Origin of the sequence: Shewanella sp. SR43-8 (assembly GCF_014163775.1) — a bacterium.
In the GTDB taxonomy this organism is placed as follows: domain Bacteria; phylum Pseudomonadota; class Gammaproteobacteria; order Enterobacterales; family Shewanellaceae; genus Shewanella; species Shewanella vesiculosa.
Genome location: NZ_JACJDX010000002.1, coordinates 53,487 through 68,490 on the forward strand (window position 1 = coordinate 53,487; position 15,004 = coordinate 68,490).

Annotated in this window: 11 protein-coding genes and 3 tRNA genes; 12 read left to right on the plus strand and 2 right to left on the minus strand. The window is 41.7% G+C overall.

All coding sequences use genetic code 11. From position 1 onward, the window contains the following. Nucleotides 1-34 precede the first annotated feature (34 nt). Complete coding sequence (cysS, locus tag H5114_RS02655) at nucleotides 35-1,414, plus strand: cysteine--tRNA ligase (RefSeq protein WP_124016403.1); 1,380 nt, start codon at nucleotides 35-37, stop codon at nucleotides 1,412-1,414. A gap of 71 nt (nucleotides 1,415-1,485) precedes the next feature. Here the strand turns inward: cysS and folD are convergent, their stop codons facing one another. Further along, a complete protein-coding gene (gene folD / locus H5114_RS02660) occupies nucleotides 1,486-2,340 on the minus strand; it encodes a bifunctional methylenetetrahydrofolate dehydrogenase/methenyltetrahydrofolate cyclohydrolase FolD (protein WP_182697030.1) in 855 nt (284 codons plus the stop codon). Between the two features lie 290 nt (nucleotides 2,341-2,630). Here folD and H5114_RS02665 point away from each other — a divergent pair. From H5114_RS02665 to H5114_RS02715, 11 genes are all read left to right on the plus strand, one after another. Further along, a tRNA-Pro gene (locus H5114_RS02665) sits at nucleotides 2,631-2,707 on the plus strand. A gap of 86 nt (nucleotides 2,708-2,793) precedes the next feature. Further along, a tRNA-Arg gene (locus H5114_RS02670) sits at nucleotides 2,794-2,870 on the plus strand. Nucleotides 2,871-2,878: 8 nt separating this feature from the next. Further along, a tRNA-His gene (locus H5114_RS02675) sits at nucleotides 2,879-2,954 on the plus strand. Between the two features lie 392 nt (nucleotides 2,955-3,346). Further along, nucleotides 3,347-4,651 (plus strand): trigger factor, encoded by a 1,305-nt coding sequence (gene tig / locus H5114_RS02680; protein WP_124016531.1) that lies wholly within the window; start codon nucleotides 3,347-3,349, stop codon nucleotides 4,649-4,651. 91 nt (nucleotides 4,652-4,742) lie between these two features. Further along, nucleotides 4,743-5,354 (plus strand): ATP-dependent Clp endopeptidase proteolytic subunit ClpP, encoded by a 612-nt coding sequence (gene clpP / locus H5114_RS02685; protein WP_124016405.1) that lies wholly within the window; start codon nucleotides 4,743-4,745, stop codon nucleotides 5,352-5,354. A 130-nt stretch (nucleotides 5,355-5,484) separates the two neighbouring features. After that, nucleotides 5,485-6,765 carry an ATP-dependent protease ATP-binding subunit ClpX gene (clpX, locus tag H5114_RS02690; protein ID WP_124016406.1) on the plus strand — a complete coding sequence of 427 codons (1,281 nt, stop codon included), beginning with the start codon at nucleotides 5,485-5,487 and terminating at the stop codon, nucleotides 6,763-6,765. A 131-nt stretch (nucleotides 6,766-6,896) separates the two neighbouring features. After that, nucleotides 6,897-9,248 carry an endopeptidase La gene (gene lon, locus H5114_RS02695; protein WP_124016407.1) on the plus strand — a complete coding sequence of 784 codons (2,352 nt, stop codon included), beginning with the start codon at nucleotides 6,897-6,899 and terminating at the stop codon, nucleotides 9,246-9,248. 261 nt (nucleotides 9,249-9,509) lie between these two features. Then, nucleotides 9,510-9,785 carry an HU family DNA-binding protein gene (locus tag H5114_RS02700; protein WP_124016408.1) on the plus strand — a complete coding sequence of 92 codons (276 nt, stop codon included), beginning with the start codon at nucleotides 9,510-9,512 and terminating at the stop codon, nucleotides 9,783-9,785. Between the two features lie 216 nt (nucleotides 9,786-10,001). After that, nucleotides 10,002-11,879: a SurA N-terminal domain-containing protein gene (locus tag H5114_RS02705; RefSeq protein ID WP_182722128.1), complete on the plus strand. Its 1,878-nt coding sequence runs from the start codon at nucleotides 10,002-10,004 to the stop codon at nucleotides 11,877-11,879. Between the two features lie 77 nt (nucleotides 11,880-11,956). Next, nucleotides 11,957-12,580, plus strand: a complete 624-nt coding sequence (locus H5114_RS02710) for a pentapeptide repeat-containing protein (protein WP_182697028.1) — start codon at nucleotides 11,957-11,959, stop codon at nucleotides 12,578-12,580. A gap of 125 nt (nucleotides 12,581-12,705) precedes the next feature. After that, on the plus strand, nucleotides 12,706-13,635 hold the full coding sequence (locus H5114_RS02715) for a GyrI-like domain-containing protein (RefSeq protein ID WP_182722129.1): 930 nt from the start codon (nucleotides 12,706-12,708) through the stop codon (nucleotides 13,633-13,635). A 157-nt stretch (nucleotides 13,636-13,792) separates the two neighbouring features. Here H5114_RS02715 and fabV read toward each other — a convergent pair whose 3' ends face one another. Next, nucleotides 13,793-14,995, minus strand: a complete 1,203-nt coding sequence (gene fabV / locus H5114_RS02720) for an enoyl-ACP reductase FabV (protein WP_182697026.1) — start codon at nucleotides 14,993-14,995, stop codon at nucleotides 13,793-13,795. Nucleotides 14,996-15,004: the final 9 nt, after the last annotated feature.

The window sequence follows — 15,004 nt, forward strand, 5'->3', positions numbered from 1 at the left end:
TACCGTTATAAATTAGTGTAAAAGAGAACAATCGATGTTGAAGATTTACAATAGTATTAGCCGTGATAAACAAGAATTTAAACCAATAAATCCAGGTAAAATCGGAATGTACGTCTGTGGCGTGACCATTTACGATTTATGTCATATTGGTCACGGGCGTACCTTTGTTTCGTTTGACATGATAGTACGTTATTTACGTTACATAGGTTATGAGGTGAACTTTCAGCGCAATATTACTGACGTTGATGATAAAATTATCAAACGTGCTGCTGAAAATAATGAGTCATGTGAGTCACTTACTGAGCGTTTAATCGGCGAAATGCATCAAGATTTTGATGCGCTGAACATGAAACGACCTGATTTTGAGCCGCGAGCTACGTTACATATTGAAGAAATTATCGATATGGTTCAGCGTTTGCTTGATCGCGACCATGCTTATGTTGCCAGTAATGGTGATGTATTATTTAGTGTTGCGTCGTTTCCTCAATATGGCCAGCTTTCTGGGCAAAACCTTGACCAACTTCAAGCTGGTGCTCGGGTTGAGATTGATAATGCTAAACGCAATCCTATGGATTTTGTGCTATGGAAAATGTCTAAACCCGGTGAGCCTACATGGGAATCACCTTGGGGTCCTGGTCGCCCAGGTTGGCATATTGAATGTTCTGCCATGAACAGTAAGCATCTAGGTTTACATTTTGATATTCATGGTGGCGGATCTGATTTACAGTTTCCACATCATGAAAATGAAATTGCCCAGTCTTGCTGTGCCCATGACACGCCTTATGTGAATTACTGGATGCACACCGGAATGGTGATGGTTGACCGTGAAAAGATGTCTAAATCATTAGACAACTTTTTTACTATTCGTGACGTGCTTAAGCATTATGACGCTGAAACTGTACGTTATTTCTTATTGTCAGGTCATTACCGTAGCCAGTTAAATTATTCTGAAGATAATTTAAAGCAAGCACGTGCAGCATTAGAGCGTTTATACACAGCCATTAAAGATTTAGATTTGACTGTCGACGCTGCGCCTGCTGAAGCGTTTGTTGCCAAATTCAAATCTGCTATGGATGATGATTTTAATACGCCTGAAGCCTATTCGGTTTTATTTGATATGGTCCGTGAAATTAATCGTCTTAAAATAACCGATATGGCAGCTGCGTCGGCATTAGGTGTCAGCTTGAAGCAATTAGCCGATGTACTTGGTCTTATCAGCCAAACGCCTGAGGCTTTCTTTAAGGGTGAGGGCAGTGACGATGAAGTGGCAGAAGTTGAAGCACTAATTGTTGAGCGTAACCGTGCCCGAACTGAAAAAGATTGGCCTGCAGCCGATATCGCGCGTGATCGCTTAAATGAGTTAGGCGTTGTGTTAGAAGACGGCCCTAGCGGAACGACATGGCGTAAAAAGTAATTTAGTTTGCCCATAAAACAAAAAAGCCTGCAATAGCAGGCTTTTTTATTATTCATCAGCAGCCAGCTGGACTAGCTATGATACTGCTCACAAGCATAAAGAGTATTCTCTAATAAGCTCGCAATGGTCATTGGACCAACGCCGCCAGGAACCGGAGTTATAAATGCGGCTTTTTCGGCGGCAATATTAAATTCCACATCACCGACTAAACTGCCGTTTTCCAAGCGATTAATACCGACATCAATCACAATAGCGCCAGGTTTTATCCACTCACCAGGAATGAAACCAGGCTTACCCACAGCAACAACCAATAAATCGGCTTGACGCACTTTTTGCTCTAAGTTTTTGGTAAAACGATGACAGGTGGTTGTAGTACAACCAGCTAATAAGAGTTCCAGTGTCATTGGACGGCCGACAATGTTCGACGCTCCGACAACAGTAGCATCCAAACCGTAAGTATCAATACCGGTAGATTTGATTAACGTCATAATCCCCATCGGCGTACAAGATCGCAGAACCGGGATACGTTGAGCTAAACGGCCAACATTGTATGGATGAAAACCATCAACATCTTTATCTGGACGAATATGTTCAATGACTTTTGAATCATCAATATGATCAGGTAAAGGAAGTTGTACTAAAATTCCGTCAATATTGGGATTAGCATTACACTCATCGATTAACGCTAATAGTTCAGCTTGGGTTGTACTTGTGTCCAGGTCAAAAGATTGAGATTCAAAACCGACTTCTTCACAAGCTCTGCGTTTACTGCCGACATAGACTTGAGATGCGGCATCACTGCCCACTAAAATAACCGCAAGACCTGGCGCGCGGAATCCAGCTTGTCTTCGAAGTGCTACTTTTTGTTTTAGTGTGGTGCGGATAGATTGTGCAATGGCTTTACCGTCAATAAGTTGAGCAGTCATGGCTGTAGAGTTTCCTTTGAGTGACGCAGGTGTTGAAGTCGATGGTCGAACGGCGGTTATTCTAGCAGGCGCAATGAAAAGTGTCATTTGCTAGACGATGAAAATACAGTGAATAAACTATTCGCGCTATGATGCTAATCATGGTTTTTGCTGCTAAATTCGTCATATAGCATCCAGAGTTAAAAAAATCGTTGACGATATCAAGGTGACTAGTTAAGATGCGCTCCGTTCTCGAGACAACAAGGTTACTGTATAGCAGTAATAAATATTTCGAAAACAAAGTAAGATTTCGGTGATTAGCGCAGCCCGGTAGCGCATCTCGTTTGGGACGAGAGGGTCAGAGGTTCGAATCCTCTATCACCGACCAAATTAAATGTTATTTGCTATAGTAGCGAGTAATAGAACAAGTAAACTTGTTCAGCCAGACAGGAAACAGCTTATTGCTGTAACCATGCGCCCGTAGCTCAGTTGGATAGAGCACCCGCCTTCTAAGCGGGTGGTCGCAGGTTCGAATCCTGCCGGGCGTACCATTTCAATGGTGATTGTAGCTCAGTTGGTAGAGTCCCGGATTGTGATTCCGGTTGTCGTGGGTTCGAGCCCCATCAGTCACCCCATTTTTTTCTGTTCAAATCAACGTGTATTTTGAGACACTCATTGTGTTGCTGAAAAATGTATTTGTTTACCATAGTTGATTTACTGCAATGCATATCCAATCTGATAAAAACTCATTTCGCGCATTAAACGTGCAAACACATCAAAATTGACCATCAGTTAGCCCTTTTATCACGTAAATCGACCTTTTCAGGCTCGACTCTGTTAAAAACGGTAGCTATAATGTCGCGTCTTGATAAATATCAAAAATAAGCTACCTATACCAACAGCGTCTTCAGCATCGATATTATCGCTGTGCTGGGTATCAGAGCTAAACCCGTAGTCAAGAAACGAATATCTAATGGTTGAGTTGTCGACCATTCAAAGAACGTTAGACATATTTCGAGGTAAAAAAATGCAAGTTTCTGTTGAAACAACTCAAGGCCTAGAGCGTCGCCTAACTATTTCTGTACCTGCTGAGCAAATCGAGAAATTGGTTAAAGACAACGTATTGCGTGAAGCTAAGCGTGCTCGTCTTCCAGGTTTCCGCCCAGGTAAAGTGCCTATCGGCGAAATCAACAAGCGTTATGGTAAAGCCATTCGTCAAGACATCACTGGTGAAGTGATGCAACGCAACTTTATAGAAGCTATTGTAGCTGAGAAGTTAAACCCAGCAGGCGCACCAGTATTTACTCCTGGTTCAACTGAAGGTGATTCTTTCGAATTCGTTGCAACATTTGAAATCTACCCAGAAGTTGTTTTAACGGGTTTAGATAGCATTGCAGTTGAACAGCCTAAAGCTGAAGTTAATGATGCAGACGTTGATGTAATGATTGAAACGTTACGTAAGCAACATGCTACTTTTGCTGCTGTTGAACGTGAAGCTACAGCTGACGACAAAGTTAAAATGAACTTTATTGGTTCTATTGATGGTGAAGAATTTGAAGGCGGAAAAGCTGATGATTTTGAACTTCAATTAGGCAGCAATCGTATGATTCCTGGTTTTGAAACCGGTATCATTGGTCATAAAACGGGTGATGAATTCGAAATCGAAGTGACTTTCCCTGAAGATTACCACGCTGAAAACTTAAAAGGTAAGGCGGCTAAGTTCGTTATTACGTTAACTGAAGTTCAAGCAGCTAACTTACCTGAAGTGAATGATGAGTTTGCTTCTTTGTTTGGTATCGCTGAAGGTGGCTTAGACGCACTTAAAGCTGAAATCCGTAAAAACATGACTCGTGAACTAGAGCAAGCGTTGAAAGCGAATGTGAAAGAGCAAGTTATTACTGGTTTATTAGCAGCAAATGACATCTCTATCCCTAAAGCACTTGTTGAAGGTGAAGTGAATGTACTTCGTCAACAAGCAATGCAGCGTTTTGGTGGCCAAACTGAAAATATGCCTGAACTTCCGGCTGAACTTTTCACTGAGCAAGCAGAACGTCGTGTTAAAATCGGCTTGCTACTAGGCGAAGTGATTAAGACTAACGAGCTAAAAGCTGAAGATGATCGTGTTAATGCATTGATCGAATCTATGGCTTCAGCGTATGAAGATCCATCTGAAGTTGTTTCATACTACAACTCAAATAAAGAACTCATGCAAAACATGCGCAACGTAGCGCTTGAAGAGCAAGCTGTTGAAGCATTGTTAAAATCAGCAAAAGTAACCGTCAAAGACGTTGCTTTTGAAGAATTTATGAACAAGGCTACTGGACGAGCGTAAGCTAAGCTTGACTTAACAAGTGGTTCGCCATTTATAATGGCTCGTATGAGGTTCCTCATGCGGGCCATTTTTATTTTTAGGGAAATGAATAATGCATAAAGCACCAGAATCAGTACTCAATGCTCTTGTACCTATGGTTGTTGAACAAACAGCTAAAGGTGAACGTTCTTATGATATTTACTCTCGTCTATTAAAAGAGCGAGTCATCTTCTTAGTTGGCCAAGTAGAAGAACACATGGCTAACCTTATTGTTGCTCAGTTATTATTCCTAGAGTCAGAAAGCCCAGATAAAGATATTTATTTGTACATTAACTCTCCTGGCGGTTCAGTTACAGCGGGTATGGCGATCTACGACACCATGCAGTTTATTAAGCCTAATGTCAGTACAGTGTGTATGGGGCAAGCTGCTAGTATGGGTGCATTCTTACTCGCCGGCGGCGCTAAAGGTAAACGTCATTGCTTACCTAACTCTCGTGTGATGATCCATCAGCCATTAGGTGGCTTCCAAGGTCAAGCATCAGATATCGCCATTCATGCTCAGGAAATCCTAGGCATCAAGAATAAATTAAACCAAATGTTAGCTGATCATACTGGCCAACCGTTGGAAATCATTGAACGCGATACTGACCGTGATAACTTCATGAGTGCTACTCAAGCTGTTGATTATGGTATTGTCGATTCATTACTAACAAGTCGCGGCTAAAACCGATAGCTGATTTTCTCTAATCTTTCAGGTATTCTGTACTGAAAGACGTTAAGTCATCTATGTGGTTATGATAAGTATCTACAAGCAGCGCTTAGGGTTAACCTAAGTTGGAAACAGAGGTAGAATAATGGGCGATAACAAAAATAACGGTGACAGCGGCAAATTGCTGTACTGCTCTTTTTGCGGAAAAAGTCAGCATGAAGTCAGAAAACTGATTGCTGGCCCATCAGTTTATGTATGTGATGAGTGTGTTGATTTATGTAATGACATCATCCGTGAAGAAATCAAAGAGATTTCACCTAAGCGTGATGAAGACAAGTTGCCGACACCGCATGAGCTACGCAAACATCTTGATGACTATGTAATCGGTCAGGATCAAGCCAAAAAAGTGCTTTCTGTTGCGGTATACAATCATTACAAGCGTTTACGTAATGGCGCAATAAAAGACGGTGTTGAGCTTGGTAAAAGTAATATCCTGCTATTAGGTCCAACTGGTAGTGGTAAAACATTATTAGCTGAAACACTGGCACGCTCACTCAATGTTCCTTTTGCTATGGCAGATGCAACCACGCTAACCGAAGCAGGTTATGTGGGCGAAGATGTTGAAAACATCATTCAAAAGTTACTGCAAAAGTGTGATTACGACGTTGAAAAAGCTGAACGCGGTATCGTCTATATCGATGAAATTGATAAAATCAGTCGCAAATCTGACAATCCTTCAATTACTCGCGATGTGTCGGGTGAAGGTGTTCAGCAGGCGCTACTGAAGCTAATTGAAGGCACGGTAGCTTCTGTTCCTCCACAAGGCGGACGTAAGCACCCACAGCAAGAATTTTTGCAAGTGGATACCTCTAAAATTCTGTTTATCTGTGGTGGTGCGTTCGCTGGACTTGAAAAAGTCATTGAACAACGAGCTCACACAGGAACCGGGATTGGCTTTGGTGCAGAAGTAAAAGGCGAGGCGGATAAAGCCACCATTTCACAAATACTAAGCCAAGTAGAGCCTGGTGATTTAGTGAAATTTGGTTTGATCCCTGAGTTTATTGGTCGTTTACCTGTTGTTGCTACGCTAACTGAGTTAGACGAAGCTGCACTGGTTCAAATTCTATCTGAGCCTAAAAATGCGTTAACCAAGCAATATAGCGCGTTATTTGAGATGGAAAATGTCGAACTTGAGTTCCGTGATGATGCATTACAAGCGATTGCTCAAAAAGCGATGTCACGTAAAACGGGTGCACGTGGATTACGTTCAATTGTAGAAAGCATTTTGCTTGATACCATGTACGATATTCCATCGACTCAGGGAGTGATTAAAGCGGTTGTTGATGAATCCGTTGTTAAAGGTGAATCAGCTCCAATTTTGATTTACGAAAATACAGAGACTCTGGCCGCTTCAGGCGAGCAATAATTGTACTGATAACTAGTAAGTTGAAAAATAAGGAGTCCATTGGACTCCTTTTTTCGTATTGACCATTGAAACTGATAACATCACCCCAATATAATCAGTATTAAGTCTATTTCATTAAACGGAATCGAGCCATGACTAAAGAGCGTGAAGCGCATATCGAACTCCCCGTATTACCACTGCGAGATGTGGTGGTTTACCCGCATATGGTAATTCCGCTATTCGTAGGACGGGAAAAATCAATTCGTTGCCTGGAATCGGCAATGGAACAAGACAAGCAAATTTTATTAGTTGCTCAGCGAGATGCAGATCTTGACGAACCGACCAAAGACGACATTTTTGATATTGGTACCGTTGCCTCTATTTTACAGCTTCTTAAACTTCCTGACGGCACGGTAAAAGTATTAGTTGAAGGTGGCCAACGTGCCAAAATCAAGAAATACACTCAAGAAGAAGAGTTTTTTGCTGCAACGGCTGAATACTTAGAGTCTGAGCAGTTAAGTGATAAAGAAGAAGAAGTCTTAGTACGCAGTGCTATTGGCCAGTTCGAAGGCTACATCAAGCTAAATAAAAAGATCCCACCTGAAGTATTAACCTCATTATCGGGTATTGATGAAGCGGCTCGCTTAGCTGATACCATGGCTGCACATATGCCATTAAAGCTTGAAGATAAGCAATCCGTGCTTGAGATGATCAATGTCGGTGAGCGTCTTGAATATCTGATGGCGATGATGGAATCAGAAATTGACTTGCTGCAAGTTGAAAAACGCATCCGTACCCGCGTTAAAAAGCAGATGGAAAAAAGTCAGCGCGAATACTATTTGAATGAGCAAATGAAAGCCATTCAAAAAGAATTAGGCGATATTGACGAAAGCCACGACGAATTTGAAGTATTGGCGCGTAAGATTGAAGACGCTGGTATGCCAACCGACGCGAAAGAAAAAGCCATTGCTGAATTAAACAAGCTTAAAATGATGTCGCCTATGTCTGCTGAAGCCACGGTTGTGCGCAGCTATGTTGACTGGATGACAGCTGTGCCTTGGAAACAACGCTCAAAAATTAAGCGTGACTTAGCCAAAGCACAAGAAGTACTTGATACCGATCACCACGGACTTGAAAAAGTTAAAGAACGTATTCTTGAGTATTTAGCGGTTCAAAGTCGTGTTAAACAGCTTAAAGGACCTATCTTGTGTTTAGTTGGACCACCGGGCGTAGGTAAAACCTCACTGGGGCAGTCAATTGCTAAAGCCACTGGACGTAAATATGTCCGTGTTGCACTAGGTGGCGTGCGTGATGAAGCAGAAATTCGTGGTCATCGCCGTACGTACATAGGTTCAATGCCAGGTAAAGTCATTCAAAAAATGGCCAAAGTGGGCGTTAAAAACCCATTGTTCTTGCTCGATGAAATCGACAAAATGAGTTCAGACATGCGTGGCGATCCATCGTCAGCCTTGTTAGAAGTACTTGATCCAGAGCAGAACGCAACGTTTAACGATCATTATCTTGAAGTTGATTACGACTTATCTGATGTAATGTTTGTGGCTACGTCAAACTCTATGGATATACCGGGTCCTTTACTTGACCGTATGGAAGTGATTCGCTTATCGGGTTATACCGAAGATGAAAAGCTTAATATCGCGAAGAAGCATTTACTGACCAAGCAAATTGAACGTAATGGCCTTAAAGAAAAAGAAATCATTGTCGATGACAGTGCTATTTTAGGGATTATTCGTTATTACACTCGTGAAGCGGGTGTGCGTTCATTAGAGCGTGAATTATCAAAAATTTGCCGTAAAGTAGTTAAGCATATTCTGCTTGATAAAACGGTCAAAGTGGTTGAAGTTAACCAGGATAATTTAAAGTCATTCCTTGGCGTACAACGTTTTGATTTTGGTAAAGCTGAATCGAATAACCAAATAGGCCAAGTGACCGGACTTGCATGGACTCAAGTGGGTGGTGATTTATTAACCATCGAAGCAACATCTGTAGCAGGTAAAGGTAAATTAACCTATACCGGTTCACTCGGTGATGTCATGAAAGAGTCTATTCAAGCTGCGATGACAGTCGTTCGTGCCCGCGCGGAAAATTTGGGTATTAATAACGACTTTTATGAAAAACGTGATATTCATGTCCATGTACCTGAAGGGGCAACACCAAAAGATGGCCCTTCAGCAGGCGCGGCTATGTGTACTGCGTTAGTGTCGAGCTTAACGGGCAATCCAGTTCGTAGTGATGTTGCTATGACAGGTGAAATAACCCTTCGCGGTGAAGTTCTGCCAATTGGTGGTTTAAAAGAAAAGTTATTGGCTGCACATCGTGGCGGAATCAAGCATGTATTGATCCCTCAAGAAAACGAACGCGATTTGGAAGAAATTCCAGCGAATGTGATTGCAGATTTAACCATTCATCCAGTACGTTGGATTGATGAAGTCCTGAAATTGGCGCTTGAGCGACCAGTTGAAGGCTTCGAAGTGGTCAAAAAATAGCTTGTTAGTCAAAAAATTGCTATAGAGCATAAAAAAAATCAAAAAAGGGGCTTAACAAAACGCTGACCTGTGGTAGCCTAGGTTGGTGGAGAGTCAGACGCACCAAGCCCTTGGGGCATCTGACGTTGAGCTGTATCCAATTTCATTTTTTGGTTTTCGTACTAAGTTTGGTGTGTTATCAAGCTTATAAAATAAAGCCTCCGCAGACCGCTCTAAACATAGATTTGGTTGCGGCGCGACAATAACATTCAAGGGGATGACATGAACAAATCTGAACTAATCGAGAAAATCGCATCTGGTGCTGATATTTCTAAAGCTGCTGCTGGCCGCGCACTGGATTCTTTTATCGCTGCTGTAACGGAAGGTCTTAAAGATGGCGATAAGATTTCTCTAGTTGGTTTTGGTACATTTGAAGTACGTCAACGTGCTGAACGTACTGGCCGTAACCCACAAACGGGTAATGAAATTAAAATTGCTGCTGCGAACATTCCTGCGTTCAAAGCTGGCAAAGCGCTAAAAGACGCGGTTAACTCATAGTTAATAACGTTGCCTTTGTAAGGCATTCGTAATACAAGCACTGCTTAGGCGGTGCTTTTTACGAAAAGCAATATTGTTATGTTCTGCATAATCAATATTGGGAGTATTGGGTCATACCCGTGGTAGCGTCTGATAACTCCATATAATTTACAATAAGGCGCATCCACAAGGTGATGCGCCTTTTTATTTTATTAATCGCAACAAGCGAGAATTCAGATGTTAGAAAAAATTCGTGAAGGATCACAGGGGATTGTTGCAAAAACAATTCTAGTACTTGTGATACTTTCTTTTGCTTTTGCCGGTGTGAGCAGTTATTTAGGCTCAAACACGGGTGTACCTGCTGCTGTTGTTAATGGTGACGAAATTAGTGCCAACGAGCTAGAGCAGGCTTTTCAAAATGAACGCTCTCGTATAGAGCAACAGCTCGGTGAAATGTTTACAGCATTAGCCGCTGACGAAAGTTATATGAATGGCATTAAACAAAACGTACTGGATCGTTTAATTGCTGACAAACTCATTGATCAAGCAGCCAATAAACTAGGCTTGCGTGTATCTGATGAGCAAATTAAAAAAGCCATTATTGAAGAGCCTGCATTTCAAACTGACGGTAAATTTGATAATGAGCGCTATCTAGCGGTATTGCGTCAGTTAGGCTATCAAACCACAAGTTTTAGAAACATGATGCGCGTCGACATGACCCGTCGTCAGTTATTAAATGCACTCGTGGGCAGTGAGTTTGTGTTAGACGGTGAGGCTAAGCAACTTGCTGAAGTCCAAGGTCAAACTCGTGATATACGTTATCTAGTTGTCGATTCAACTCCTTTCTTATCAACTGTTTCTGTGTCTGATGAAGAAGCGCAAAGCTATTATGATGCTAACGTGTCGCAATACATGAGCCCTGAAAAAGTTAGCCTAGAGTATGTTGAATTAAATGCTGCTGACATGGCTAAAAACAGTGACGTCTCTGACGAAGAAGTGAAAACTTATTACGACGAGAACAAAGCACAATATCAAACAGCCGAAAAACGTCTTGCTGCGCATATTTTTGTTGCCGCAACAGATGATGACAGTGCCGACAAAGCTAAAGCTGATGCAATTGAAGCTAAGTTAACCGCGGGTGAAGATTTTGCCGAAGTGGCTAAAACGGATTCTGATGATAACCTTAGCGCACAAGAAGGCGGTAAGTTAGATTGGTTTGAACAAGGTGTGATGGATCCTGCATTTGATGAAGCGCTTTTTGGATTACAAAAAGGTCAAGTTTCATCTATTGTGAAAAGTGAGTTCGGTTATCACATCATCAAGCTATTAGATGTTCAAGCAAGTCAAGCTACTGCTTTTGAAGATGTTAAAGAGAAAATTGTTGCTCAACTTCAAGAAAAGAAAGCACTTGATGTGTTTTATAGCTTACAAACCAAATTAGCTGATACCAGTTACGAAATCCCGGATACTTTAGCCGAAACAGCCCAAGCAGTTAATGCAAAAGTGCAATCAACGGCGTTATTTTCTCGTGATGATGTACCCGCTGAGTTCAATAACCCTGAGTTCATCAAAGCAGCATTTTCTGACCAAGTATTAGCGAGCGGTTTGAATAGTGATGTCATTGAGCTTGCGCCAAACCATGTTGTGGTTGTGCGCATGAAAAAACATCAGACTGCTGGCATCATGAGTTTTGCTGATGTTAAATCGGGTATTGTTGAACGTTTGAAGCAAGATAAAGCCAATGACGGTGCTCGTGATAAAGCTGCTGAGTATATGGCTCAGTTAAAAGCGGGTAATGATACCTTAACGGGCGCATCATTAACCACGTTAGCTAAGTTAGGTCGTTTTAATCAGGATATCGATCAAGCTATCACCAATAAAGCCTTTAAGATTGCTGCACCTGCTGAGAATAGTGTCACTATTGATACCGCAGCGTTAGCAACTGGTTATGCGGTGATTGTAGTTGATAAGGTCAATGAAGCCGAAGGCATTAATGACAATCTGATTAAGTCGCTTAAACAGCGTATTGCACCTCAATACAGCGAAGCTGATTACCGTGCTGTAGTTGCCTCACTTAAGGCAGATGCTCAAATTGAGTATCCTGTAGCAGACTAATTACGTTTTGTAGTCAATGAAATATTAAAGACCTAGGCTCACGTCTAGGTCTTTTTGTTTATAAGGGGATATCAACCATGAGCAAGGTAACTAGAGAACAAACGAGTAAATTGTTTGCCTTATCGCACTATAATGATGATTCATTCGAGTCCCTTAAAGGAGTGGATTTACAGTTCAACAACATTACGTTTGAGCGCTGTTACTTCATGCAATGTGATTTTAACCAGAGCGATTTCTATCATTGCCAATTTATCGATTGTACTTTTAGTCAGTGTAACTTGAGTGTGTTGTCTGTGATTGATACTGAGTTTGATGCCGTTATTTTTCGCGACTGTAAAGCTATAGGTATTGATTGGACTAAAGCCCATTGGCCACAATTTATGACCCAAACTACGATTCAGTTTGAACGATGTTTGCTCGACGGCAGTAATTTTTACTCACTTAATTTACCCGAGCTTACACTTGTTGATTGTCGTGCCCATGATGTCGACTTTAGAGAGGCTAATTTAACTAAAGCCGATTTGCGGTTAACCGATCTTAATCTAAGTCAATTTAGTCATACTAATTTAACTGGCGCCAATTTTACTGATGCGTCGAATTATCAAATTGATATTACGGCTAATACCGTTAAGCAAGCCATATTCAGTCGATTTGAGGCACTGAGTTTGCTAGAGGGTTTGGATATTCAATTAGTCGACTAGTTTACATCGTCACCTTTTTAACCCCAAAATGCGCTGATTAGACGCGCAGAAACCACAGGTTAATTTACATTTTTTTCGTTATGATAAATATTAGGCTGCGATAATTTACTTCAAAAGGAGAGGGCATGAGCCACAGACTAGATCAAGCATTTGAGCGGGCACTTGCCTATTTAGATCAACACTTAAATGAGCCAGTTGACTTCAACATGTTGGCCAATATTGCCCAGCTTCCCCAAAGCCACTTTGAAGCGTTATTTTATGCGCTGTACCACATATCAATTGAAGCTTATGTCGAACTGCTTAAAAGCTTAGAGGCCGCCCATTTATTAGGTTTTGGTAAGCAGGTACCTTTTGCCACTATAGCGGCAAAATTGGCTTATCGTAACCAACAACACTTTATCGAATCGTTCATTCGCAGTATTGGTCAAAGCCCTGAATCGTTCCAACAAGCGCCTGATTGGGGCAATTTTTTTGCTAAGCAACAACCGCTAAAATCGTTTCAAACGGAAGTTAATCAGCAAGATGAGCAATCTTATTCAGTTGAGATTGTATCGTTTGCTGCGCAAACATTAGCTGTGATGGAACATCATGGTGATCCCTCGTTATTACCTCAAACCATTGCGCGATTTATTGAATGGCGTCGCCAGCACGGTTTATCTCCTATGGGCAGTCAAACCTTTAATCTGTTTTATTCAACCTCTGAGTCAGCTGCTAAAGCGCAATATCGAATTGATATTGGTGTCTCGTTAGCTAACGAGACACTGACAAGCTTAGAGCCAGTGGCGTTAGAATCGAGCCAGATTAAACTTAAATCGATCCCACAGGGACGATGTGCCATGATCCGTTTAAGTGGCGAGCAAGCGGTCAATGATAGTGGCTTAGGTGCTGCAATAGACTACCTGTATCGCAATTGGCTTAATTTGAACGATGTCAGCTTAAGGAATTTTCCATTGTTTGTGCAGCGAGATGTGATTGCTGACAAGATGACCGAAGAGCAACAAGCCAAATCGTTAGCGGGTTCACCGCAACTGCTTATCTTTTTACCCATAGTTTAAGTTTGTGTTGCAGCGAATATATCCAACATGCAGCGTGAGTGACACAATGCTAACATGTGTTAATTCTCAGCGTGATCGCTGAAGATTAAGACAATAAAAAAGCCATAATGCACGGCATTATGGCTTTTTTGTTCACACTAGCTAAGAGCGATATTATTTATAATTCAATTACATCAAAGCTAACATTAGGATCGACTTCTGCATCATAATCGATACCATCAATACCAAAACCGAACAGTTTTAAAAACTCTTCTTTGTATTCATTGTAGTCTGTTAATTCGCTCAAGTTCTCAGTAGTGACTTGTGGCCATAAATCACGACAATGCTGCTGGATTTCTTCACGAAGTTCCCAGTCATCAAGGCGTAAACGGTTTTCACTATCCACTGCGGGTGCTTGGCCATCAACACGATACAGGCGCTCACTAAACAAACGCTGTATTTGCTCAATACAGCCCTCATGTAAGCCTTCTTGACGCATCTTTTTAAACACCATAGCAATATAAAGAGGCATGACTGGAATGGCTGAGCTTGCTTGTGTCACGACACTTTTTAGCACTGCAACGTTAGCTGAGCCGCCAGTAGCAGATAATTTGCTGTCAAGGGCGTGGGCTGCACGGTCTAAATCCATTTTGGCTTTACCTAAGGCGCCATGCCAATAAATAGGCCAAGTTAATTCAGTACCAATGTAGCTATATGCAACTGTCTTACAGTTGTCAGCTAATACGCCAGCGTCGCTTAGCGCACTCATCCATAATTCCCAATCTTGGCCGCCCATTACCGTGACGGTATCAGTAATTTCTTGCTCAGTTGCAGGCTCTACAGAAGTGTCAATAATGGTGTTTTTGTTGGTATCAACAGCCGTGGCAGTATAAGTTTGGCCAATGGGTTTCAGTGATGAACGGATAACTTCACCTGTGTCTGGCATTTTACGAACCGGTGAGGCTAACGAGTACACCACCATGTCGATTTGACCTAAATCTTGCTTGATCAATTCAATGACTTTTTGTTTCGCTTCATGGCTGAATGCATCGCAGTTGATACTTTTTGAATATAAGCCTTCTGCTTTAGCAAACTTATCAAATGCCGCTGTGTTGTACCAACCTGCTGTACCAGGTTTAGTTTCAGAGCTGGGTTTTTCGAAAAATACGCCGATGGTTGCAGCGTCGCTTCCAAATGCTGACGTGATACGAGATGCAAGGCCATAGCCACTTGAAGAGCCGACAACCAATACTTTTTTAGGGCCATTAGCAATTTTGCCTTTGGCTTTAATGAGTTCGATTTGTTCTTTAACGTTAGCTTCACAGCCAACAGGATGAGTTGTGGTACAAATAAAGCCACGAATTTTAGGTTTAATAATCATATTTAAGCT